The organism is Planktothrix agardhii, from assembly GCF_904830935.1.
In the GTDB taxonomy this organism is placed as follows: Bacteria; Cyanobacteriota; Cyanobacteriia; order Cyanobacteriales; family Microcoleaceae; genus Planktothrix; species Planktothrix agardhii.
This window is the reverse complement of record NZ_LR882952.1, coordinates 4,666,710-4,688,865: the sequence shown is the minus strand read 5'-3', so window position 1 is coordinate 4,688,865 and position 22,156 is coordinate 4,666,710. Positions and strand designations below refer to the sequence as shown.

At 36.7% G+C, this 22,156-nt stretch carries 24 protein-coding genes; 6 read left to right on the top strand and 18 right to left on the bottom strand.

Annotation, left to right across the window (positions count from 1 at the left end):
* Window positions 1–105: 105 nt before the first annotated feature.
* The 4 genes from NMG88_RS21430 to psb34 form a co-directional block, all read right to left on the bottom strand.
* The gene (locus NMG88_RS21430) at window positions 106–4,611 is read right to left on the bottom strand and encodes a chemotaxis protein CheB (protein ID WP_254035785.1); all 4,506 of its coding nucleotides are present in this window, start codon (window positions 4,609–4,611) and stop codon (window positions 106–108) included.
* 228 nt (window positions 4,612–4,839) lie between these two features.
* Window positions 4,840–5,421 carry a Uma2 family endonuclease gene (locus tag NMG88_RS21425; protein ID WP_254035784.1) on the bottom strand — a complete coding sequence of 194 codons (582 nt, stop codon included), beginning with the start codon at window positions 5,419–5,421 and terminating at the stop codon, window positions 4,840–4,842.
* 292 nt (window positions 5,422–5,713) lie between these two features.
* The gene (locus tag NMG88_RS21420) at window positions 5,714–6,295 is read right to left on the bottom strand and encodes a Uma2 family endonuclease (protein WP_235752047.1); all 582 of its coding nucleotides are present in this window, start codon (window positions 6,293–6,295) and stop codon (window positions 5,714–5,716) included.
* A 123-nt stretch (window positions 6,296–6,418) separates the two neighbouring features.
* On the bottom strand, window positions 6,419–6,715 hold the full coding sequence (psb34, locus tag NMG88_RS21415) for a photosystem II assembly protein Psb34 (protein ID WP_235752046.1): 297 nt from the start codon (window positions 6,713–6,715) through the stop codon (window positions 6,419–6,421).
* Window positions 6,716–6,982: 267 nt separating this feature from the next.
* Between psb34 and NMG88_RS21410 the strand changes: the two genes are divergently transcribed.
* The 5 genes from NMG88_RS21410 to NMG88_RS21390 all read left to right on the top strand — a co-directional run bounded on the left by NMG88_RS21410 (window position 6,983) and on the right by NMG88_RS21390 (window position 10,971).
* On the top strand, window positions 6,983–7,327 hold the full coding sequence (locus tag NMG88_RS21410) for a hypothetical protein (RefSeq protein ID WP_042156616.1): 345 nt from the start codon (window positions 6,983–6,985) through the stop codon (window positions 7,325–7,327).
* 123 nt (window positions 7,328–7,450) lie between these two features.
* Entirely contained in the window at window positions 7,451–9,037 is a 1,587-nt protein-coding gene (locus NMG88_RS21405) for a bifunctional metallophosphatase/5'-nucleotidase (RefSeq protein WP_227351336.1), read from the top strand.
* A 231-nt stretch (window positions 9,038–9,268) separates the two neighbouring features.
* Window positions 9,269–10,105: a C-phycocyanin alpha-cysteine-84 phycocyanobilin lyase subunit CpcE gene (cpcE, locus tag NMG88_RS21400; RefSeq protein WP_026787489.1), complete on the top strand. Its 837-nt coding sequence runs from the start codon at window positions 9,269–9,271 to the stop codon at window positions 10,103–10,105.
* 24 nt (window positions 10,106–10,129) lie between these two features.
* Window positions 10,130–10,762: a C-phycocyanin alpha-cysteine-84 phycocyanobilin lyase subunit CpcF gene (gene cpcF, locus NMG88_RS21395; RefSeq protein WP_026787490.1), complete on the top strand. Its 633-nt coding sequence runs from the start codon at window positions 10,130–10,132 to the stop codon at window positions 10,760–10,762.
* A 71-nt stretch (window positions 10,763–10,833) separates the two neighbouring features.
* Entirely contained in the window at window positions 10,834–10,971 is a 138-nt protein-coding gene (locus NMG88_RS21390) for a hypothetical protein (RefSeq protein ID WP_158295789.1), read from the top strand.
* Here the strand turns inward: NMG88_RS21390 and NMG88_RS21385 are convergent.
* From NMG88_RS21385 to NMG88_RS21370, 4 genes are read right to left on the bottom strand one after another with little or no spacing between them, the layout of a single operon-like run.
* The gene (locus tag NMG88_RS21385) at window positions 10,968–11,237 is read right to left on the bottom strand and encodes a type II toxin-antitoxin system RelE/ParE family toxin (RefSeq protein WP_227351335.1); all 270 of its coding nucleotides are present in this window, start codon (window positions 11,235–11,237) and stop codon (window positions 10,968–10,970) included. The genes NMG88_RS21390 and NMG88_RS21385 overlap by 4 nt on opposite strands.
* A gap of 3 nt (window positions 11,238–11,240) precedes the next feature.
* Window positions 11,241–13,667, bottom strand: coding sequence for a hypothetical protein (locus NMG88_RS21380; protein ID WP_254035783.1), 2,427 nt, complete (start codon window positions 13,665–13,667; stop codon window positions 11,241–11,243).
* Window positions 13,664–14,059: a type II toxin-antitoxin system VapC family toxin gene (locus NMG88_RS21375; protein WP_043938793.1), complete on the bottom strand. Its 396-nt coding sequence runs from the start codon at window positions 14,057–14,059 to the stop codon at window positions 13,664–13,666. Before NMG88_RS21375 ends, NMG88_RS21380 begins: the two co-directional genes overlap by 4 nt.
* The gene (locus NMG88_RS21370; RefSeq protein ID WP_026797367.1) at window positions 14,046–14,309 is read right to left on the bottom strand and encodes a ribbon-helix-helix protein, CopG family; all 264 of its coding nucleotides are present in this window, start codon (window positions 14,307–14,309) and stop codon (window positions 14,046–14,048) included. The genes NMG88_RS21375 and NMG88_RS21370 overlap by 14 nt, the downstream gene beginning before the upstream one ends.
* 3 nt (window positions 14,310–14,312) lie before the next feature.
* On the opposite strand from NMG88_RS21370, the gene NMG88_RS21365 reads away from it, so the two are divergent.
* The gene (locus NMG88_RS21365) at window positions 14,313–14,450 is read left to right on the top strand and encodes a hypothetical protein (RefSeq protein ID WP_158295789.1); all 138 of its coding nucleotides are present in this window, start codon (window positions 14,313–14,315) and stop codon (window positions 14,448–14,450) included.
* A gap of 265 nt (window positions 14,451–14,715) precedes the next feature.
* On the opposite strand, the gene NMG88_RS21355 is transcribed toward NMG88_RS21365, so the two are convergent.
* From NMG88_RS21355 to deoC, 10 genes are all read right to left on the bottom strand, one after another.
* The gene (locus NMG88_RS21355) at window positions 14,716–14,922 is read right to left on the bottom strand and encodes a hypothetical protein (RefSeq protein ID WP_026787491.1); all 207 of its coding nucleotides are present in this window, start codon (window positions 14,920–14,922) and stop codon (window positions 14,716–14,718) included.
* 259 nt (window positions 14,923–15,181) lie between these two features.
* A complete protein-coding gene (locus NMG88_RS21350) occupies window positions 15,182–15,466 on the bottom strand; it encodes a type II toxin-antitoxin system VapC family toxin (protein ID WP_254035782.1) in 285 nt (94 codons plus the stop codon).
* A complete protein-coding gene (locus NMG88_RS21345; RefSeq protein WP_026797365.1) occupies window positions 15,451–15,684 on the bottom strand; it encodes a ribbon-helix-helix domain-containing protein in 234 nt (77 codons plus the stop codon). The genes NMG88_RS21350 and NMG88_RS21345 overlap by 16 nt, the downstream gene beginning before the upstream one ends.
* Window positions 15,685–15,727: 43 nt before the next feature.
* Window positions 15,728–15,982 carry an addiction module protein gene (locus tag NMG88_RS21340; protein ID WP_026797364.1) on the bottom strand — a complete coding sequence of 85 codons (255 nt, stop codon included), beginning with the start codon at window positions 15,980–15,982 and terminating at the stop codon, window positions 15,728–15,730.
* Window positions 15,983–16,021: 39 nt separating this feature from the next.
* The gene (locus NMG88_RS21335) at window positions 16,022–16,312 is read right to left on the bottom strand and encodes a GIY-YIG nuclease family protein (RefSeq protein WP_235752041.1); all 291 of its coding nucleotides are present in this window, start codon (window positions 16,310–16,312) and stop codon (window positions 16,022–16,024) included.
* Between the two features lie 75 nt (window positions 16,313–16,387).
* Window positions 16,388–17,623 (bottom strand): LL-diaminopimelate aminotransferase, encoded by a 1,236-nt coding sequence (locus tag NMG88_RS21330; protein ID WP_235752040.1) that lies wholly within the window; start codon window positions 17,621–17,623, stop codon window positions 16,388–16,390.
* An 88-nt stretch (window positions 17,624–17,711) separates the two neighbouring features.
* Window positions 17,712–18,326, bottom strand: coding sequence for a hypothetical protein (locus tag NMG88_RS21325; RefSeq protein ID WP_026797361.1), 615 nt, complete (start codon window positions 18,324–18,326; stop codon window positions 17,712–17,714).
* A gap of 447 nt (window positions 18,327–18,773) precedes the next feature.
* Window positions 18,774–20,246 carry an MFS transporter gene (locus tag NMG88_RS21320; protein WP_227398132.1) on the bottom strand — a complete coding sequence of 491 codons (1,473 nt, stop codon included), beginning with the start codon at window positions 20,244–20,246 and terminating at the stop codon, window positions 18,774–18,776.
* Between the two features lie 105 nt (window positions 20,247–20,351).
* A complete protein-coding gene (gene recO, locus NMG88_RS21315; protein ID WP_235752039.1) occupies window positions 20,352–21,281 on the bottom strand; it encodes a DNA repair protein RecO in 930 nt (309 codons plus the stop codon).
* 13 nt (window positions 21,282–21,294) lie between these two features.
* Window positions 21,295–21,975 (bottom strand): deoxyribose-phosphate aldolase, encoded by a 681-nt coding sequence (gene deoC / locus NMG88_RS21310; RefSeq protein ID WP_254033671.1) that lies wholly within the window; start codon window positions 21,973–21,975, stop codon window positions 21,295–21,297.
* Window positions 21,976–22,156: the final 181 nt, after the last annotated feature.

The following is a 22,156-nucleotide window of genomic DNA, read 5'->3' as shown; positions in this document are numbered from 1 at the left end:
GTTTTCCCCCTGTTCCCTCCCCCCTAGCCCCCCGTGCACGGGGGGTTTGGGGGGCTGTTCCCTGCTATACCACAGATTAAAATCCGTGAAATCCGTGAAATCCTCTTAAATCAGTGATCCCAAATATTTAGAAATAGCATGATTAAAATCTTCAATCATAATCGGTTTACTCAGATAATCATTCATTCCTACTTCTAAACATCTTTGATGATCGCGCTCCAAAACATTAGCCGTCACCGCAATAATCCAGGGTTGAGTTTGGGAAGATTCACGAATCATTTTGGTGGTGGTTAAACCATCCATTTCCGGCATTTGCATATCCATTAATATTATATTATATGATTGTTTTTTTAACAATTCTAATACTTCTAATCCATTGTTAGCAATATCCGCATTATAGCCCAAGGCTTTCATAAGCAATAATCCAAATTCTTGATTTATTTCATCATCATCAGCGATCAAAATTTTTAATTGGGATTGATTATAAATTTTTTCGATTTGAGGTAGAGGGAGATTTGTTAGTAAGTTAATTTCGCTTTCAGAAGCGAGTTTTAATTTCAGGGTAAAATAAAAGGTTGAACCTTGGGTTTGAGGTTCTTCGGGCTCTAGGAAAAAATCTGGGGGAGGATTTCCGCCAATATTCCCCTGACTTTCCACCCAAATTGTTCCTGACATTAAATTCACTAAATTTTTACTAATTACTAATCCTAAACCCGTACCGCCATATTTACGATTAATAGAGGTATCTGCTTGGTTAAAGGGTTGAAATAGATCATTGATTTTATCGGAATTAATCCCAATTCCTTGATCTTGAATTGAGATAATTAACTGATATTTCTGATCAGAAATAGGTTGACCAATTATATTAATATAAATACTGCTATTATCAGTAAATTTAACCGCATTTCCTAATAAATTTAAGAAGATTTGTCTCAATCGATCACTGTCTCCTAAAAAACCATCAGGAATATCAGGATCAATCGAATAGGTGAAGTGAATTTTTTTATCTAAAATTTCTCTCTGGAGGAGATCAGAGACCGACTGAATGACAGTTCTTAAAACAAAAGGATGTTCTTCTAGTTCAAAGTTCCCCGATTCAATTTTTGATAAGTTAAGAATATCATTAATAATAGTTAGGAGCAGATTCCCACTATCCCGAATCATATTAACTAATTTTTTTTGTTCCTGGGAAAGATCGGTCATTAATAAAAGTTGAATGATCCCAATTACGCCATTCATCGGGGTACGGATTTCGTGACTCATATTAGCTAGAAAATCAGCTTTGGCTTTAGTTCCAGCTTCCGCGCTTTCCTTGGCTTCGGATAGGGCGATTTCGGCTTGTTTGCGATCGCTAATATCCAGCATTGTTCCATAAATATCCGTGATCTGATGCTGTTGATTATAAGCAGCCTTACCCATAGCATTAATATACCGAATCGCCCGATCATTATGATGAATAATTCTGATATCCAGATCATAACTAATTCCTTGGGTTTTGAGTTGTTCTAAAGCCTCTAAAAATCTAGCTTGATCTTCAATATGAATGCGAGTAATTAACTGGGCTAAAGTGGGTTCTCCTAAATTAAAATCAAAACCAATAATCCTAAATAATTCCATTGAACAGAGCATTTTTTCAGTCTGGAGATTCAATTCCCAATTTCCCAGATGGGAAATAGTTTGAGCTTCTTCTAGGCGATCTTTTGCTCTTTTTACCTCTTTTTGAATCTGTTGTTGTTCGGTAATTTCTGTAATTACCCCCCCGACTCCAGACTGTCCATCTTCTAATAAAACCGGATAAAGACTACCGATCCAATATCGAGTTTGTAAAAACACCGGGGTTAGGGTTTTAAATTCTACATTTCTCAGGGTTTCACCCGTTTCTAAGACTTGACGCATCAAAGGTTCATAAATATTTGCCCATTCAGGAAATAACTCCTGTACGGTTTTGCCAATATGTTCTACTGCGGACAAATTATTAATCTTGGCGAAGTTTTCATTAACTTTAACAAATTTTAGATTTTGATCCAGTAAACATAATCCCACGGGACTATTAATATAAATATTGTCTAACCAATTATTACTGGCTTGGAGTTGATTTTGAAATTTTTTTAACTCATTAATATTGACAAAGGTAACAACTACTCCATCATTGTTATTATTTTCCCCTTTATAGGTGTGCGCTCGCATCAAGAGTTGTTCTTGAGTCTTTTGGTTGATCACTTCTAATTCTATGGGAATTTGAGATACCACAAAATTCGATAAAATTTCAACTAAGTTAGGACAGTCTAAATTATGGGTAAAATGGGTTAGGGGGCGGTTAATATCAGTGGGAAGAATATTAATAATATTACTGGTCATCGGGGTAAATTTTCTAATATTCAGATCATTATCCAGAAAGATGACTCCGATATCGGTACTGCGAAGTAAATTATCAATATCGCTGGTTAGTTCGGTGAGTTGTTGAATTTTAATCTGATATTCTGAATTAACGGTATAAAGTTCTTCATTTACCGACTGCAATTCCTCATTGGTACTTTGCAATTCTTCATTAGAAGCCAGTAATTCCTCATTGGTAGCCTGTTGTTCTTCATTGGTTGTTTCTAATTCTTCAATAGTCGCTTGTAAATTTTCTCGGGTTTGTTGCAGTTCATATTCTAATTCAGTGATTTGTTTAACGGTTTCAATATCAACCTGAAACTCAATCTGATTGGATTTGCTTTCTAATATTGTTTTTACCTCTAATAAAACCAACATAAATTCATTAATGATTGGGTATTTATTGGGAAATGCTATCTTTAAATTTAAGGTCTCATTCACCCCATTTCTAAACAAATTAATTCCCGTATACAAAATATTTTGTTGTTCCCGTTTAGCACGGTGAATAGCTGTTCTCATGGGTAATTTTAAAGGAGTCGGAACCAGTTCCGTAATATCTAATTTAGGCTTGCCCGTAGAAAAGGATAGCAAATCTGCACCATTATGAAAAATATGCAGCAATTGGAAGTCTTGATTGATTAATACACAGGTCAGACGTTGTTCTGCAAAACAAAGATTAAAAACTGAATCTAAAATCCGTTCATACTGAAAAATATTGCGATTAGAGACGGGTGGTATCGTGACTGGAGCTAATAGTGTTGGGTGGGATGCGGGCATTAAACTCAGTTGAACTTCTCGGTGTTTGCGGAAGATTTTCCATCTTTGATTGATATGAATAAATTCTGTTTCCGTTTCTCCCAAAGTTTCGGCATTTCCTAAAAATAAAATCCCTTGGGAAGCTAAAGAAAAATGCAGTAAGCGTAATACTTGTTGCTGAAGTAGGGGCTGCATATAAATCAGCACATTCCGGCAACTAATCAAATTCATTTTAGAAAAACCCGCATTTTTAGTTAAATCATGGGGGGCAATAATTAACATCTCGCGTAAATTCCGTTTCACTTGATAGGAGCCGGCTTTATAGGTAAAGTATTTCTCTAAACGTTCAGGAGTAATATTATTTTTAATGCTTTCATTATAAGTTCCTTGAGAGGCTACTTCCAGGGCTTGACTATCAAGGTCGGTGGCAAACATTTTGACGCTGATCTGTTTATCGGCCGCCTGAATTGCTTCATCAATTAATATAGCTAAGGAATAGGCTTCTTCTCCGGTAGCACAGGCGGGAACCCAGACACGGAGTTGTTCCTGGGGTTCTAAAGATTCGATTAACTCTGGTAAAACCTGCTGTTCCATTAATTCCCAGGCGGGAGGATCTCTAAAGAATTGGGTAACGCCAATTAATAAGTCTTGACGGAGTAATTTTCTTTCTGTTTCTGATTGATTTAATAAAACAATATACTGATTTAAATCCTGGGATTGGTTGATGCCACAACGATTCAGAATCCGACGACTCAGGGTGCTAATTTTATATTGACAAAAATCAATTTTTTCGTATTTGGATAAAATCCCCAGGATTTGTTCAAATTGTTCGACGGGAATTAAATCTCTGGCTTTGACTTGGGAAATGGGATAGTTGAGGGAATAGCCGACTAAACTATAAACCGCCTGGGCTAAGTCCTGCGGGGATAAAATCCCATCCAAGCAATCACAAGGTATCACACTACTCGGCATACTCGTAAATTGGGCGGTTTCTGGGGATTGAACTAGGGTAATTCCGCCTTTTTGACTAATAACTTGTAATCCTTCTGTGCCATCGTTTCCAGTTCCAGATAGCAGGATTCCGATCACTTTTTCTCCCCATTGCGTGGCGAGGGATTTGAAGAAAATATTGATTGGATCATTTACCCGCTCGGAAAGATGTTGTTCTAGTCGTAAGTAATCTTTTTCGACTGTTAAAGTGTGACGCGGGGGCAATACATAGATATGGTTAGGATGTAATTGTACCCCATCTTTGATCTGTTCAACTTCTAATGAGGTGCGTCTTTGAATTAATTCTGGCATCAAACTAGGAAAATCGGGAGAAAGATGTTGCAAAATTACAAAAGCTGCACCCGGATTATTTGGTAAATTGGTAAAAAATTCTTCTAAAGGTTGTAAACCTCCGGCTGATGCACCGATGGCTACCACAAAAAATTTTTCTGGCTGTTCAGGGCTATTATTCTGGGTGTTTTCTGTCATATTATTAAAAGGGATTGGTACAGGAATTAAAATTTTATTTTTTAGTCATATAACTTTCTATGAACACATCAACAAATGGTTTTCAGAAATTAAAACGTCAACTTAAATAAACACTTTTGTCAATACATTTGAGTTTTTTTAATTATTTTTTAATATTCATATTAATCGCTCCTTACTGATACAACACTCTTGTAGGGGCTTAAATCCCCATCAAAATTATACATAATTTCAGATAATATTTGTCAAATCTAATACAAATCCTGGTAAAATATTTTCTCCCGATAAAGATTGGGGAGATGGGATAATTTCTACTATTTGATTAGGGCGATAAATTTCTACACGCTGATTGTGTCTATCTAGTAACCATCCTAATTTTGTCCCATTTTCTATATATTCTTGCATTTTAGCCTGTAGCTTTTCTAAGGAATCAGTTTTTGAGCGTAATTCAACAACAAAATCGGGAGATAGGGGAGCAAATTTTTCTTTTTCTGCTGTGGTTAAAACCTGCCATCTTTGGTTACTGACCCAAGCAGCATCGGGGGAGCGATTTGCACCATTAGGAAGTCTGAAACCCGTTGAAGAATCAAAAGCTAATCCTAAATTATTTTGAGAACTCCAGATTTCTAATTGAGTGCTAATTTTAATATTCCGGTTGCCAGTTTCGCTACCTGTGGGGGGCATAATAGTTAAATCTCCCGATGCACTGCGCTCAAATCTCAAATCCCGGTTATTTTGACATAGCTGAAAAAACTGCTCATCTGTTAGTTCAATAGTTAACTCAAAGGGTGTGGGTATTGTAATAGTTTCCATGATTTTATCCTAATTTAGTCCTCTGGAGGGGGACGGCACGCTTCGCCCTACGATGAATTTGATTTTAAGCAATTTAGACAACTGATTTGGACTGGCACATATAGCAATCCTATTTGAGTTGTGTTCAAAATTCCTGATCAAAAGGGAACACCGGAACAGCCCCCCCAAACCCCCCATGCACGGGGGGCTTGGGGGGGAGAGATCTGGGGTAATACTTCTGGCTGTTTCATATCAGTATTGAAATGTTACAACCTATTTAGGATTGCTATATATATCAAAATTATACATAATTTCAGAGAATATTTGTCAAATCTAATATAAATCCTGGTAAAATATTTTCTCCCGATAAAGATTGGGGAGATGGGATAATTTCTACTATTTGATTAGGGCGATAAATTTCTACACGCTGATTGTGTCTATCTAGTAACCATCCTAATTTTGTCCCATTTTCTATATATTCTTGCATTTTAGCCTGTAGCTTTTCTAAGGAATCAGTTTTTGAGCGTAATTCAACAACAAAATCGGGAGATAGGGGAGCAAATTTTTCTTTTTCTGCTGTGGTTAAAACCTGCCATCTTTGGTTACTGACCCAAGCAGCATCGGGGGAGCGATTTGCACCATTAGGAAGCCTGAAACCCGTTGAAGAATCAAAAGCTAATCCTAAATTATTTTGACGACTCCAGCTTTGCAGTTGATAAGATAGATCAATATTTCGGTTGCCAGTTTCGCTACCTGTGGGGGGCATAATAGCTAAATCTCCCGATGCACTGCGCTCAAATCTCAAATCCCGGTTATTTTGACATAGCTGAAAAAACTGCTCATCTGTTAGTTCAATAGTTAACTCAAAGGGTGTGGGTATTGTAATAGTTTCCATGATTTTATCCTAATTGAGTTGGCTACGGTTCAATTATATCAAAATTATCAGATTACCTATTACCTATTCCAAAATTGACTATCGCCCATTTTTGATCGCTCATTGCTCACTACCTATTAATATTTAGCTAACAGAAAAGGTAATCATTACCAAAATAACAACGAACAAAACCGCCCCCGCTCCTAAGAAAATATATCGTTTTTGTTGTCGGGTTGAGGGATATTCCGAGGGGTAGATATCAGGCTCGACCGCAAAGTTATTGAGCAAACCTTCATCATCTTTAGTGTAGCCCGTTTCAGCGGCAATATCAGGAGATTGGGGATCATTTGTGGGAATTTCAGCAGGAATGAGTTCGCTACCGTCGCTGCGATGCTCTGGGTTGGGGTTAAGGGTTTTCCCTGTTATTTTGGAGTTGGTCATGTTGCCCTCTTATTCAATTTATATTTACTATAGCAATCCCATTTGAGTTGTGTTCAAAATTCCTGATCAAAAGGGAACACCGGAACAGACCCCCAAACCCCCCGTGCACGAGGGGCCAGGGGGGGAGGGATCTGGGGTAATACTTCTGGCTGTTTCATATCAGTATTGAAATGTTACAACCTATTTAGGATTGCTATATTATAGTCTATTAATACTTTTGACTGCTTCATGCCAGTATAATAAATCAACTCCATTTTAGGATTTTAAATGAAAGCACAAGCCTATGATCGGATTAAAACATTAGTGGATATTCCCGCAGATTTTGGAAAATCCCTAATTCCCAAGGGAACAATTGGAACAGTAATCGAATGTTATGAACATCCTAAAGAGGGATATGCGGTTGACCTGACTATTCTTAGTGAAACCGGAGAATCGGGTTTTGAATATGAAAATGTAATTCTGTATCCTGAGCAGTTTTCTGTAGTCAATGATACCACGGAAATGGGGAATTTTATTTCGGTTTTTGGCGATATTAGTTATGAAGTCCCGCAAGTGGTTCATGAGCAATCAAATTCACCAGAAACCCCAGTAGAGCAAACGACTCAGGAGTAACATAAAACTCAAATCACAACTTGTTAAATTTTATCTAAAACTGTCTCATAATTATGCTATATTTCCCTATGGAGTGTTTAAAATCATTTATTCCGTGGGGAAATACCAATTTCAATCAAACTTATGAAACGAATATTAAAATACAGTTTTATCTTATTTTTTGTCGGAATAATTTTAGCGATCGCACCCCCCAGTTTAGGATTATTCAATCCTGAATTTAACCTAAGAATTATCCATAGTAATGATCATCATGCCCACTTAGAACCCGTTACCGTTAACGACAAGGAACTAGGCGGCATTGTCCGACGTAAAACCCTGATTGATAGTTTAAAAACCAAAAATTCTCAAGAAACCCTCCTCCTAGATGCCGGGGATATTTTTCAAGGAACTTTATATTTTAATCAATATTTAGGTCAAGCGGATTTACCCTTTTATAATCAGATGAATTATCAGGCAGTTACCCTGGGAAACCATGAATTTGACCGGGGACAGACTGTTTTAGCTAATTTTATTAAAAAAGCCAAGTTTCCTATGCTTTCGGCTAATCTTGAAATCGCGCCTAATTCTCCCTTAGCGGGGTTAGTAAAACCTTGGGTAATTCTATCGGTTAAAGGTAAAAAAATCGGGGTATTTGGCTTAACCACAGAAGCTACAGCTAATATGTCAAGTCCAGGGGAAGGAGTACGTTTTACTGATGCTATTCAAGCAGCAAAAAAAGCGGTTTCTGAGTTAAAAAAACAAGGAGTGAATAAAATTATTGGGTTAACCCATATTGGCTTAGAATCGGATTTAGAACTGGCTAAAACCGTCAATGATATTGATATTATTATCGGCGGACATAGCCACACACCGTTAGGTTCAATGCCCAATGCTAAACAACCCTATCCTATTGTTGAAACCACACCAAAGGGTAAAAAAGTTTTAGTAGTCACGTCTTGGGAATGGGGGAAATATTTAGGGGATTTAGAAGTTAAATTTAATCGCCGAGGAGAAGTAACTTCTTGGAAAGGAATACCCCATGCTATTGATGATCAAATTCAACCGGATGCCAACTTTGCCAAACAGTTAGAAAAATTTTCTGCTTCCCTAGAGGTCTTACGTCAAACAATTATTGGAAAAACCTTAACTCCCTTAGAAGGAAGTCGAGATTTAGTTAGAACTCAAGAAACTAATTTAGGTAATTTAATTACCGATGCCATGTTAAATAAATTAAGACCCGATGGCGCTCAAATTGCCCTATTAAATTCTGGAGGAATTCGGTCTAGTATTCCCGCCGGAAATATTAGTGTTAGTCAAGTGATTGAAGTCATGCCTTTTGGGAATACAATTGCTCGTTTAGATTTAACCGGAGAACAACTCAAACAAGCCTTAGAACATGGTGTCAGTCAAGTGGAATTAGGAGAGGGAAGATTCCCCCAAGTGTCAGGATTAAGGTTTATTTATGACCCCAAAGCTCCGGCGGGTGATCGCGTTATTTCCGTTACTATTGTTGATCAATCGGGACAAGAAAAACCCCTGGATTTAACTGCTACCTATCGAGTCGTTGCGAATAATTTTATGTCGATTGGGGGAGATGGTTATGAGGTGATGAAATCGGGTAAAAATCAAGTTGATACGGGATTTTTATTGGCGGATGTGGTGATTGATTATATTAAGAAGCAATCGGAAATTAATGTGGAATCGGGCGATCGCATTACAGCTAAGGAATGAAAAATCAATCAATGGATTAATGAGTGATTTGAGGTTGGGAAAGTTAAGACGCCATTTAATTATGTTTTCTCCTGGTGATATTTAACCATCAAAAATAGCGTGCTTGCGTAAGTCATGGCAGATATACGCATAGCGCATCTGCGTAAGTCCTGTTGAACTTAAATCTGGACTTCCCTTTGATTGCTGATTTCTGCTATGATCAATAGGTTGAAAACAGTACACCTTAACATAATGCAAGATTTAGGGCATGAATCAACGGAAAACAATAGCACTCAAGAGGAAGAATCTTTAACCATTGAACAAGCGATCGCTAATCTTAGCCATGAAGAATTAGGACATCGCTATTATGCGGCTTGGTGGTTAGGACGTTTTCGAGTGAATGAACAGGGGGCGGTAGATGCCTTGATTTTAGCTTTAAATGATGAATCCGATCGCACTGAAGAAGGCGGTTATCCCCTACGCAGAAATGCGGCTAGAGCTTTAGGAAAACTAGGAGATAAACGGGCAGTTTCGGCATTAATTGAATGTTTAGACTGTGCTGATGTTTATGTTCGAGAGGCGGCGGCTCAATCTTTAGAACAATTAGGGGATGAGCGTTGTGTTCCCGTCTTAATAAAATTATTAGAAGGGGGATTAGAAGTCGCTCAATTTGTCCCTGGAAAACCCTATTTAGTTCAACCCTATGATGCCATTTTAGAAGCATTAGGCAGTTTAAAAGCCACCGTTGCGATACCGTTTGTTCAACCGTTTGTAGAACATTTCGTGCCTAAAGTTCGGTATGCGGCATTCAGAGCAATGTATCAATTAACGGGCGAAAATAGCTACGGACAACGGTTAATAGAGGCGTTAAAAGGCAATGATTTAACCTTACGCCGCACCGCCTTAATGGACTTAGGGGCAATTGGATATTTACCTGGGGCAAAAGCGATCGCCGAAACCTTTGCAGAAAATAGTTTAAAATTAATTGCTTTAAAAGGAGTTTTAGAATATCAATTAACCGATACTTCTGATTTTAATTTGTCTGAATCAGCAATTGAAGTCATGGAATTAATGGATTATTTATTATAAAAAATATTAGCTAATAGTAAAAATATGACTGTACAAATATTAATTCAATCTGTTGAAAAAGCTGATTCTGCTGCCTCTTTATTTAAAGCTGTTTCTGCCTTAGCTCAAGCTAATTCTGTTGAAGCAATTCCGACATTAATTACCGTTTTAGGCTATAATAATCCTGGGGCTGCGGTGGCTGCGGTGGATGGATTAACTCAGTTGGGTGAACCTGCGGTTATTCCCTTATTAGAACAATTGGATGGTTATAATTATGGGGCAAGGGCTTGGGCTATTCGTGCCTTATCAGGTATTGGTGATCCTCGTGGTTTAGAGGTTTTATTAGAATCCGCCGGGAGTGATTTTGCTTTAAGTGTTCGTCGGGCAGCTACCAGAGGATTAGGGAATATTCACTGGGACAAATTACCTTTTGAACAACTTGCTGATGCTCAATTTGAAACTTTTAAAATATTACAAAAAACCGTAGAAGATCCCGAATGGATTGTTAGATATGCGGGTGTTTTTGGGTTAGAGGGTTTAGCAATAGCTATTCAAAAAACTCAACCAGAATGGTTGAATAAAATTCAAGAACAGTTACAACAATTAGCAAATATTGATGAAGTTCTGGCAGTTAGAGCTAGGGCAAAATGGGCAATTCAAAAAATTAAGAATTATTAATTACGAATTACGAATTAGGAGTCAATGAATTAGCCCGATCGCTATCGAGCCTTGCATTAACTCTCATATTTTTGCTTGTCATAACTCTGTATGACAATACTATAGCTCAAAAAATTCAAAGACTCTTACACGATAGTCCGAATTATATTCAGAGTATTGAGATCGCTATTACCGTGAGTCGTGAGTTTTCGGCGATCGCTTTCAATTAATAGACTTGATCGTGATTACCAATATCAACAAAAACGGCTTTTTCTTCGTCTGTAAAATAAAATATCACTTTTTGATTATACTCAATACTAAAAATCCACAGTTCTTTAAGTTTACCTGATAATTTATGGGTTTTGAGAGATGGATCAAACGGATTTTCCTTGAATTTTTCTAGCTTTATCCGAAATTTTTTTTCTAACTCATGGTTGCCTTGAAAACGTTTTTTGAAGGCTCGCTTAAAAGAATCATCAAAACTAATTTCTATCATTTATTATTCTTTTAAAAATTCGTATTCGTATATTTTCGGTTTGATTTTGTCGGCTAAAAAGTTGAGTTGGTTTCTGAGTTCGCCTATTAACTGCATATAGTGTGCGTCATTGCTTTTTGAGTTCATTCTACCTTTTTCATTTCTGCCTTGAAAATATTCTCTAATGTCATACAGACTGGCATTTACGTTTACATTTGGCTGTTTATGATAATAGCCCCAAAGTTCTCTTCCTGCATCAAAAACTGCCTTTGCTTCTGCTGAAAATTCCCTTTTTTGATTTGGAGAACTTGCCGAACCAAATAAAACCGTTTCTTCTTCTACTTTGATTTTTCCATTGATAAAATCAGTCATAAAATGACTTTCAAATCTCGCTTGTGCATTTACTTCTTGCTCAGTAAAGGGAATCCAATGGTTTGTGCCAAATTTGCTTTGAATATTATTGTTAAAAAGTGTATAAATAAAACAATCGTTTTGAAATTCTGTGTCATTTTGCCAACCATCATTTGGAAATAAAAATTGATCTCGGTCGTTTAGCCAAGTTGCGTCGATTGCTTTACGAACTGAATAACAAACGCAACACTTAATTAAGTTTTCCGAAAAAACAAACATTCCACGAGGAACAGCCATTTGTTCTTTACTATTTACAATTTGTATAATACTGTTATGTTGAAATGAATTTCTTGTAGTCCCTTCCAACCAACCAATGGTAAATCCTGTTTTTAATTTAATTGAATTTACAAACTTACTGTAATATTCAAAATCTTCGTATGAATATAAAATTTTTGTACCTATAAAACTTTCTTTTTTATCATAAATATCAGCTTCAATTTCTTTAAAAATATCTTTTTTATTGGTATTCCAAATTTTAAATCCGATAGGAAATTTCCCTTTTACATTATCAAAAGTATCAGCAGGAACTAAAAAAACTTTTTCAAGCTTTGCTCTAAAATGCTGACGAAAATCTAAAAAGTGAGAAGATTGCAGAATTTTTAAGGTTGAAAATTCTGCAATCTTACTACCAGAGATTTCAAAATAAATTCTTGCTAAAAATTGTGCAAATAGTTCTCGATTTCCTCCAGATAACTTATCGTGATATTTATCGTGGATTTTATTTTCATTTACTCCTTTCTTATACTCTCCTGTTCCAGTTTTTTGCTTACTACTTCCCCCTTCTGCATACGGAGGATTAATATAAACAATCAATTTTTTACGTTTTTCTTCATCGTTAATAATGTCTTGCAAACTTTGAGGGAGTTTAGTAAAGTCATCATTCAAAAAGTCAAATTGAAAAACGTGATTTTTTAATAAATTTGCTCCGTGTTCTATACGCTCGTGCATTACGTTTACATCAGCTTGGTCTAATGTACTTGCGTAAATGTTGTATTTGTTGGTCAGTCCTGCCAAAAGATTTCCTGTTCCTGCTGCACAATCCCAAATAGTATAGTCGTCTTGCCAGTTTTCGCCTAAATAATCAGTAAGATATTTTTGTGAAAGTTCTACCCAAATTCGTGGCGTAAAAAAAGCACCTTTTCGTTCTCTAATGTCTTGTGGCGTAAGTAAATCTCTACGTTCGATGATATAATCTTGAAAATCTTTGAGTGGTGGTCGTTTGTAGAGTTTCCAAAATTGGGAATAAATATCTTTATTTTTAATGTTTATGGTAGCATCAAACATTTGTTTGAGGTTTTCTTTGGCTATTTTATAGCCTTGATTCTGAAAAACGACAAACAAATTATCTCTTATGCTGCTGTCATCTTCTATGTTTTGGGTGTCTTTATCGTCCACAAAAAGGTCTGCAAGATAAAAATCGCTGTCTAAAATATTGGCTTTTTTGAGTTCTTCCCAATTTACATTAATGATAGGTTTTACCGTTTCAATCCATCTTAAATAAATAGGAATAAAATTATTTTTATCAATCTTTATTTTACTTATTGTTGTGGCATTGGCTATGTTGTCTTTGATAAATGTTCGTAGTTCTTTATCGTCTTTTTCAAAATCAAAAACATAAGTATTTTCTTTGAGCGTACTTTCAATACGTTCTTTGATGAGTCGAAACTCTTTTGTTTCGTGGTTGCTTGGCGTTACGTTCCAGTTAAAATCATTGAGATAAAAAATATCTTGAACGTTACTGTACTCAACAAAAGCAATTTTTTTGAAGTCAAAAGCACCCAAAAAAGCAGGAGGCAATGTTTTGTCAAACGTTCGTGCTTTACCGATAGTTAGAATAAGTTGCACAAACATAGTCGGAACGTCAAAATTTCCTGTTTTAGCTTCTGCCCATAAAAGTGGTGTCCGTCCAAATAAACTGTCATTTTTTGGAAAAACAGTAAAGTCAATATTTCCTAAAATTTCGGTTGTGTCAAATTGCTTAAACCAGTCTGCACCAACTTTATTTTTTAGTTCTTCTTCTCTTATGTTTTTATACTTCATTCTTCTTTTTGTCTTTTTACGCTGTGGTTTATTTTAATTGCTGGCACAGATAGAATCCGCCCATGCCCCAAATGTTCCGCAAGAATAATCAATGAAGCGTCCGCTAAATCCATTGGCAGAGAACTATATTGATTCATCAATTCACTGATTCTTTTCCCATCTTGAACCTTGAGATCAAAAACCTCAAAAACACCAATTTCTAAGCTATGAATAAACGTCTGTTGAGCATTTGTGCCTGTACGTTTCAAGAGAATATGACAAGCTTCCGTAATCACACACCATGTTGTAACCAGAGGCTCATCAATCGTATCTAAAACTTCTTGAGCGAGAACATGATAATCATCACGGCGATTGATTAATGCTATCCAAAAGCCAGAATCAACGATGACCATATTTTTCGTTAAGACTTTCAGTCAGATATTGCTTGTAATTAACCGACAAATCAGAGTCCCCTTCAGCACAACCAATCAACCCTGATTCCCTAAGAAGTTGCAAAGGCTTTACAGAGGATTCTTGATATAATTTTTCATAGTAAAGATCGATCGCCGCTTTCATGATGTCAGACACACCTTGATTGGTACGCTGGCGAATGTAATTAAACTTATTAGCGCGATCGCTATCGAGCCTTGCATTAACTCTCATATTTTGCTTGTCATAACTCTGTATGACAATACTATAGCTCAAAAAATTCAAAGACTCTTACACGATAGTCCGAATTATATTCAGAGTATTGAGATCGCTATTACCGTGAGTCGTGAGTTTTCGGCGATCGCTTTCAATTAATAGACTTGATCGTGATTACCAATATCAACAAAAACGGCTTTTTCTTCGTCTGTAAAATAAAATATCACTCTTTGATTATACTCAATACTAAAACTCCACAGTTCTTTAAGTTTACCTGATAATTTATGAGTTTTGAGAGATGGATCAAACGGATTTTCTTTGAATTTTTCTAGCTTTATCCGAAATTTTCTTTCTAACTAATGGTTGCCTTGAAAACGTTTTTTGAAGGCTCGCTTAAAAGAATCATCAAAACTAATTTCTATCATTATTCTTCTAAAAACTGCATTAGTTGATCAATATCTGAGGAAAATTTTAGTTTTCCTTCTTTCTCGTTCTGTTTGGCTAATAAATAGTTTTGATAAATTTCGTCACGTTGCTCTTCTCTTAAAAACTGTTCCAAAAGAGATTGTATCTCTTTTTTTTCGCCCAATGATAGGGTTTTAATAGCTTCTACGACTTCACTAAAGGTCATATTTATCTCCTTAAAAATTTTATATTTTTGTTTCTATAGATAGTTTATCAGCGATCGCCTCTAACTCAAAACCGATACACTGATCGCTGTCTCATTTTAGCTTTGCGATCGCATCCACAGTTACAGCTTAAAGTGCAATCTGGCTTCTGGTTAGTGCTACCAGAGAAAAGCAATTCTGGGTTTCCTGTTGTCAACCCAGCCTACGAAGCGGCGATCATACTACCACTCATTAAAATCAACCTGATTACAATTGAATAAATTATTGTTTTTTGTAAGGAACAATCACAGTATCTAGCATTGGAAAATGTTTTTGATTCAAAGTTACTAAGTGAGCTTGTTTAACTTCAGCAGTAGCAGCAATTAACGCATCAGCCAGTCCTACACCATGACTTTTTCCATAATCTCGGCGATATAATCCCCCTTTAATAGCAATTTCTTCATTAATAGGCACAATTTCAAAGGCAAGAAAAAAGGTATCTAACACCTCTCTTTTAATAATTTTATAGGCATATTTAATAATAAAATTTGTTAAAATCTCTGCCATTCTTGACGTAATTGTTGTACATCAGGGATATCTTCTCGATCAGCCCATATTCCTTTAGCTTGTTGTATTAATAAATATCGGTTTTGCCGTTGATAGTCTTTAATTAATCGTTCAACTGCTTCGCTAATTAATTGACTTTCAGTTTTGCCCGTTTCTCGTGAAATTTCAGCCAGAGCATTTTGCAGGGGTTCATCTAAACTAATTTTAGTTTCAGGCATAAATTTTAGAAATCGTAAATGATATTTTAATTATAGATTAACTTTAGGGATAAGAAGTTGTACTAGCCAGATAATTTACACTCCTCAAAATCTGACTTAATGCTTCTTCCCCTGGTATGGGTTGCACTATACCAGTCCATATTTCATCTCGACGCTGTTTGGCTTCTGCTATCCATAGTGTTTGTATCGTTTCATCAACATCAAACTCCAAACTTTCGATTAATTTCTCGACGAGAAGCACCCTCGACGCACTGGGTAAAGATAATGCTTCTGTAATTAATTCTTCAACGGTTCGCATAACTCAACCACAATTAGAACTAATCGGATTTTAGCACAACTATTTTAAGTCTTTTTTTGAATTGTTGATAAAATATCTTTCAGCTTCACTCAAATCTTCTAAAGTCCAAGGTTGCCAAGCTATTCTCACTAGAGAATCTTTATTGATTTCTTGTAATTGATATACTCGGCGATGATTTTTCCATCTGGTGGCTAAATTAGTGGCTTGTCCTACATAAAGCACTCTATTCTGTGAATCTATCGCAAAATAAATAGGGGGACAATTTGGTAAATTTTTTCTATCTAATAAATCAACATAAGGGAGTTTAAAATGATCAATAAATTCCGTCATTTGACCGTCAAATTAATGTATACAAACTAATTCATAATTTTATCCTAATCAGGTGGGCATTGCCCACCCAACAATTTAAACCTTAAACTTATCGGTAATTCGACGCATGGCTTCCTCTACGTTTTCCCGACTATTAAAAGCAGAAATACGGAAATATCCTTCACCTGCCGCACCGAAACCAGAACCCGGAGTTCCCACAACATTACAGGTTTGTAACAGCTTATCAAAGAAATCCCAACTCGATAAACCTTGGGGAGTTTTTACCCAAACATAGGGGGCATTTTCTCCTCCATAAACGCTTAATCCAGCCGAGGTTAATTGCTCCCGAATAATTTGGGCGTTTTCCATATAAAATTGAATTAACGCCTTAACTTGAGCCTTTCCTGCTTCAGAATAAACTGCCTCCGCCGCCCGTTGAATAATATAGGAAACGCCGTTAAATTTAGTGGCTTGACGACGATTCCATAACTTCCATAATTCCACATCGGAACCATCTTTGGCTTTAGCTGTTAAGGTTTTTGGAACAACAGTAAAGGCGCAACGAGTTCCGGTAAATCCGGCGGTTTTGGAGAAGGAACGAAACTCAATGGCGCAATCTTTTGCTCCTTCAATTTCATAGATAGAACGGGGTAAATTAGGGTCAGAAATAAACGCTTCATAGGCGGCATCATATAGTATAATAGAACCGTTGGCTTTCGCGTATTCGACCCAGGCGGTTAAGTGTTCTTTAGTTGCCGTTGCCCCCGTGGGATTATTAGGAAAACAGAGATAAATTAAATCAACTTTTTGGGTAGGAATAGCAGCAGTAAAATTATTTTCCGCCGTAATTGGAATATAAACTAATCCCCCATATTCTCCATTTTCATTAGCATCTCCGGTGTGTCCTGCCATCACATTTGTATCGACATAAACGGGATAAACCGGGTCAGTTACAGCGATAATATTATCGTTTCCAAAAATATCTAAAATATTGCCTGTGTCACATTTTGAACCGTCAGAAATGAAGATTTCATCGGCGTCAATATCGCAACCTTTGGCCTGGAAATCGTGGGCGGCGATGGTTTCGCGTAACCAAGCATAACCCTGTTCGGGGCCATAACCTTTGAAGGTGTCACGGTTGCCCATGTCTTCGACGGCCTGAAGCATGGCTTGGCGACAGGCTTGGGGTAAGGGTTCGGTGACGTCGCCAATGCCTAAACGGATGATTTTGGCGTCGGGGTTGGCTTCTGCAAACGCATTCACCCTGCGGGCAATTTCGGGAAACAGATATCCGGCTTTGAGTTTGAGGTAGTTATCGTTAAGGGTTGCCATAGTTGATTACAAATGCAAATTTAGGGCGTAATTTCAGTGTTGAAAAGTCACTTAATTTTCTATGATACAAGGGTTTGGTATCTGCTTTTTAAACTTTTGTCCAGAGGGCAAGACCACCGCCTCTACCTCTAGCTGCAATTAGATCAGGAGTAATCACAAAAAAGGCAAAAAAGGCTTGTTTTTTAATGGAATCTTGATAAAATTGTTGGGCATTACTTGAGGTTCCGTGCATTTTACCGTCATAGATATTTAAGCCAAATAGTTTAGAGGTAAGATTGGTAAAATCGAAGGCGAGAATATTCTTTTTTTCTAAGAATTTAGCGGGGCCAGTTAGCGTTAAATTAAACTGATTTAACTGAACGCAATTTTGAATAATTCCGGCGTCTATTTCTGTGGGTACTTCTATTGTTAAGAGGGGATGGGGATATCGAGAATAGATAATTTGTAGATTCAAAAAACTAGGAATATAAAGTCCGTTTCCTTTAACAATTCCGGCTTGTTTACGGATTTTCTGGGTTCCACTTACCCAACAAAGTCGCCAATTTCCGACCAAGGATTCAAAGCTATGCTTTTCTTTGGTTTTTTTGGCTTGATTTTCACATCTAATTAAGGTTTCAGCGATCATAGAAGAATTTGGCTTTTCTCCTTTACCTGTTAACACAAATTGAGCTACTTTTTCTAACAACAGAAGATCATCATTCATAGGATTTAGTTTTCTAAGTATTAGCGAGTGTTGGTTATGAGTATTAGCGAGTGAGGATACTCGCACTGCGTTAGAATCAAATATTAATTAATAGCAGTGCGAACGTCCTCGTTCGCTAGATTATAAAATTGTTAACTAGATTATAAAATTGTTAACTAGATTATAAAATTGTTAACTAGATTATAAAATTGTTAACTAGATTATAAAATTGTTAACTAGATTATAAAATTGTTAACTAGATTATAAAATTGTTAACTAGATTATAAAATTGTTAACTAGATTATAAAATTGTTAACTAGATTATAAAATTGTTAACTAGATTATAAAATTGTTAACTAGATTATAAAATTGTTAACTAAATTATAAAATTGTTAACTAAATTATAAAATTGTTAACTAAATTATAAAATTGTTAACTAAATTATAAAATTATTGGCTAAATTATAACTTAAGTTTTTTCTCCTTCTATAATATGGGGTGCATTTCGAGAGATTAACCAAGTTATGAAACCTCCGGCGATCGCTAATCCTGCTAAACTTAAAAATACATTAGATAACCCGATTAAAGTTTCGGCAAATCCCGCCAAAGCTAAGGGTAAACTCAAAGCAATATTAATGGCATTATTCTGAAGACCAAAGACTTTTCCTCGCATTGCTTCGGGGGTTTCGGCTTGAATTGTGGTTTGCATCGGAATTGCTACAATTGCTCCAAAAATTCCTAATAATAAAATTAGGATCAAAGTCGGCCATAATCGTTCATTAAATAGGGATAATCCCCCTAATGATCCGGCGACTCCAAAAGAACCAATTAACGCCAATTGGAAATGAGTAAATCTATGACCTAGATTACCCAGAACTGTTGCACCAATGCCCATTCCAGCCCCTCCTGCGGCTAATAGAAAGCCAAATTGGGAGGAACTAATCTCAGGAATGATTTCGGCTAAACGCACGGCTAAAACCGCTAAGGCGGCAAAAATAGAAAACAGAATAATTAATTGTAATAAAGCATTTCTAATTAAAGTATGATTGCTTAAATAACGAATCCCATCGCGTAAATCTTCTAAAACATGAGGTTGTTCATGGTCGGCATTATTATTTTTTTCTTGGGTATTTAAAAGCATCAAAATTAACCCAGCAATTACATATTCTCCCCCGACAATTAATTCTTTTCCTATAGATTGTAAACCGATTTGATTAGAAATTAAATCCGCTAGGGCTAATAAAGGTTCTCCCACCGCAAACCCCACAATCACCGAAGCCATCATGGTTGTTGTATAAAGAGAATTAGCGGATAATAAATGGCGTTTTTCCACAACTAAAGGAATCGCCGATTGTTCCGCCGGAGCAAAAAATTGAGTTAAGGTAGAAACTAAAAAAGTGGTGATTAATAAAATATAAAACCCAACGGGTAATTGACCGAATTGTTGATCTTGAAATAGCCATAAAATTAGGGGTAAAGCCATAACTAAACCCCCGCGTAATAAGTTAGTAATCACTAAAACCGCTTTTTTTGACCATCGATCTACAAATACTCCCGCACCCGCCCCAAACAAAATTGCAGGAATAGTAAACGCCATCATAATTGCTGATACCCAACCGCTAATGGTTTGATCAGCCTGTTGAAATCGAGTAGAAATAATCGCAATCATTAATACTAAATAAACTTTATCTGCTAGTTGAGAAAACAGTTGTCCACTCCAAAGGGCGAGGAAATTTTTGTTTCTCAGGACGGGTAAAAATCCCCGTTCTTCTTCCCCTGGGGGTTCGGGAACAGGGCCATTGTGATCGGAATGATTTTTTCCATTGTCCAATTCTGCGGAACTAGACGGGGTAATTTCTATCAAGGAGTCAGTCTCCCAATCTTTCATAATGGCCAAGGGTGGATGGAATTCAAAGTTTTTTTCTAAATCTGGCGATCGCATCTTATAATCTTAAATCAGTATTCTAAGAGCAGTCAGGCTTGAGCGAAAATTGACACTCTCTCCTCAACATTTTAATGATTAATTGGATCAGTGGCATGACTAATATTAGAATGGGGGATCAATAATAAATTGGTGGGTAAAGGTATCAATCAGCGACGCGGAACGGATACAACACCCTAAATGATATTCTGTATATTGTCGTAATGTCCGTTCTACGGTCATCCAGTCCCAAGCCCAAATCAGTTCACGGGACGATACCTCTGGGTTAAGGAGTTCGGGTTGGGCTAAGTGTTGCAGAATTGCTAACTGTCCGGCGGTGAGTTTCGTATTAATTTTAAGTTGAGGTTGAGGAACACTTTCTATGGTGTAAAAATTCCCAGACTCCTGAACTGTAGGGGGTTTTGAGGCAACGGTAATCGGTTTTTTCGGTTTGAGAGCGGATGGAGTCCACTCCGATAAATTAATAATTCCCCCCGTCTCAATACTAAACCCAACTCGCCAATGTTCATCGGTAAAATTAGGCTGAAGTCGTCGTTGACTTAAACAACATAATTGTACTTGAGGTGCGGTTCCAGCGAGGGCGAGAAGATGAAAAATTCCTTGGGTTAAACAGGCAATAATATGAGTGGAATTAGCAATTAAATGGGAATTAGAAAGAGTTTGTAAACGGTTTAAATGTTCATTGAGTAGGATAAATAAATCCTCTTGTTGATGGTCGCCGAGGGCTTGACTTAGGACTAATTCTGCTAAATATTGACTAGCGGCTAATTTACCTAAATTTTTACTTAAGCCTCCATAGGTAGTGACGGTTTCGGCTTGAGTTATTCTATCAAGCGATCGCCCTTTAGCAATTAATAATTGATTCACAACAAATAATTCACTCCGTCCTCCTAGTGAAGATTTTGCTTTTCTAGCTCCGGGGGCAATGGCTTTAATTAATCCAAATTCCCGCGTTAAAATGGTTAAAAGTCGATCGGATTCTCCAAAGGGTTGAGCTTTTAAATTAATCCCTGTAGCACTATAGGTTTTACTCATTTAATCTTGTCTATTAACTCTCTTTTTTGGTTTCGGTTTTTAAAATATCAACAGCCCGAGAAGTTCCTAAACGAGTGGCTCCCGCGACAATTAAATCCACCGCTTGTTGGTATGTACTAATGCCGCCGGAGGCTTTAATTCCGATGCGTCCTTTGGTCACGGATTTAATTAGTTCAATATCTGCAACTGTCGCCCCACCATACCATCCCGTACTGGTTTTAATATAAGCAATTCCCGTATCCATTAAGACCTCAACGGCTAAACATTTTTCCTCCTCTGTTAGTACACTGGTTTCAATAATTGCCTTAACCGTTTGTCCAGTTTCTTCACAAATTTCGGCAATTTCTCGATGCAATTCTTCGGTTTTTCCTGTTTTCAGCCAACTTAAATTAATCACCACATCTAATTCCGTCGCGCCATTTTCAACCGCTTCTTGAGCTTCATAGAGTTTAACTTTGGAAGTTGTAGCTCCGGTGGGAAATCCGATCACAGTAGATAATTTTGTGGATTTTCCTTGCAGTAGTTCTTTTGCTAGTTTAACATAACTGGGAAACACACAAACACTGGCAAATTTATATTTTTCTGCTTCATAACAATACTGTTGAATTTGTTCCGGTGTTGCCGTTTGATTCAGTAAGGTATGGTCAATATAGGGAGTAATATCTAATCCATTAGGATTAATAGATTTAGCCATAGAATTGATTGTAATTCATTTAGACATTAATTCTATTATAAGCTGTTCAGCATCTAAATTGGTCATGCAGAAATCTTGAATCTTATGCAGTGCGAGCGTCCTCGCTCGCTGGAATATACAGTTTAAATGCACAACAGCTTATAGCAATTCTAAATTCTTGAGCAAAAGGGAATAAGCCCCC

Excerpts from the sequence above, each read along its gene's own strand:
- NMG88_RS21430 (WP_254035785.1), bottom strand. The coding sequence starts at position 4,611 with ATGACAGAAAACACCCAGAATAATAGCCCTGAACAGCCAGAAAAATTT.
- NMG88_RS21425 (WP_254035784.1), bottom strand. The coding sequence starts at position 5,421 with ATGGAAACTATTACAATACCCACACCCTTTGAGTTAACTATTGAACTA.
- NMG88_RS21420 (WP_235752047.1), bottom strand. The coding sequence starts at position 6,295 with ATGGAAACTATTACAATACCCACACCCTTTGAGTTAACTATTGAACTA.
- psb34 (WP_235752046.1), bottom strand. The coding sequence starts at position 6,715 with ATGACCAACTCCAAAATAACAGGGAAAACCCTTAACCCCAACCCAGAG.
- NMG88_RS21410 (WP_042156616.1), top strand. The coding sequence starts at position 6,983 with ATGAAAGCACAAGCCTATGATCGGATTAAAACATTAGTGGATATTCCC.
- NMG88_RS21405 (WP_227351336.1), top strand. The coding sequence starts at position 7,451 with ATGAAACGAATATTAAAATACAGTTTTATCTTATTTTTTGTCGGAATA.
- cpcE (WP_026787489.1), top strand. The coding sequence starts at position 9,269 with ATGCAAGATTTAGGGCATGAATCAACGGAAAACAATAGCACTCAAGAG.
- cpcF (WP_026787490.1), top strand. The coding sequence starts at position 10,130 with ATGACTGTACAAATATTAATTCAATCTGTTGAAAAAGCTGATTCTGCT.
- NMG88_RS21385 (WP_227351335.1), bottom strand. The coding sequence starts at position 11,237 with ATGATAGAAATTAGTTTTGATGATTCTTTTAAGCGAGCCTTCAAAAAA.
- NMG88_RS21380 (WP_254035783.1), bottom strand. The coding sequence starts at position 13,667 with ATGAAGTATAAAAACATAAGAGAAGAAGAACTAAAAAATAAAGTTGGT.
- NMG88_RS21375 (WP_043938793.1), bottom strand. The coding sequence starts at position 14,059 with ATGGTCATCGTTGATTCTGGCTTTTGGATAGCATTAATCAATCGCCGT.
- NMG88_RS21370 (WP_026797367.1), bottom strand. The coding sequence starts at position 14,309 with ATGAGAGTTAATGCAAGGCTCGATAGCGATCGCGCTAATAAGTTTAAT.
- NMG88_RS21355 (WP_026787491.1), bottom strand. The coding sequence starts at position 14,922 with ATGACCTTTAGTGAAGTCGTAGAAGCTATTAAAACCCTATCATTGGGC.
- NMG88_RS21350 (WP_254035782.1), bottom strand. The coding sequence starts at position 15,466 with ATGGCAGAGATTTTAACAAATTTTATTATTAAATATGCCTATAAAATT.
- NMG88_RS21345 (WP_026797365.1), bottom strand. The coding sequence starts at position 15,684 with ATGCCTGAAACTAAAATTAGTTTAGATGAACCCCTGCAAAATGCTCTG.
- NMG88_RS21340 (WP_026797364.1), bottom strand. The coding sequence starts at position 15,982 with ATGCGAACCGTTGAAGAATTAATTACAGAAGCATTATCTTTACCCAGT.
- NMG88_RS21335 (WP_235752041.1), bottom strand. The coding sequence starts at position 16,312 with ATGACGGAATTTATTGATCATTTTAAACTCCCTTATGTTGATTTATTA.
- NMG88_RS21330 (WP_235752040.1), bottom strand. The coding sequence starts at position 17,623 with ATGGCAACCCTTAACGATAACTACCTCAAACTCAAAGCCGGATATCTG.
- NMG88_RS21325 (WP_026797361.1), bottom strand. The coding sequence starts at position 18,326 with ATGAATGATGATCTTCTGTTGTTAGAAAAAGTAGCTCAATTTGTGTTA.
- NMG88_RS21320 (WP_227398132.1), bottom strand. The coding sequence starts at position 20,246 with ATGCGATCGCCAGATTTAGAAAAAAACTTTGAATTCCATCCACCCTTG.
- recO (WP_235752039.1), bottom strand. The coding sequence starts at position 21,281 with ATGAGTAAAACCTATAGTGCTACAGGGATTAATTTAAAAGCTCAACCC.
- deoC (WP_254033671.1), bottom strand. The coding sequence starts at position 21,975 with ATGGCTAAATCTATTAATCCTAATGGATTAGATATTACTCCCTATATT.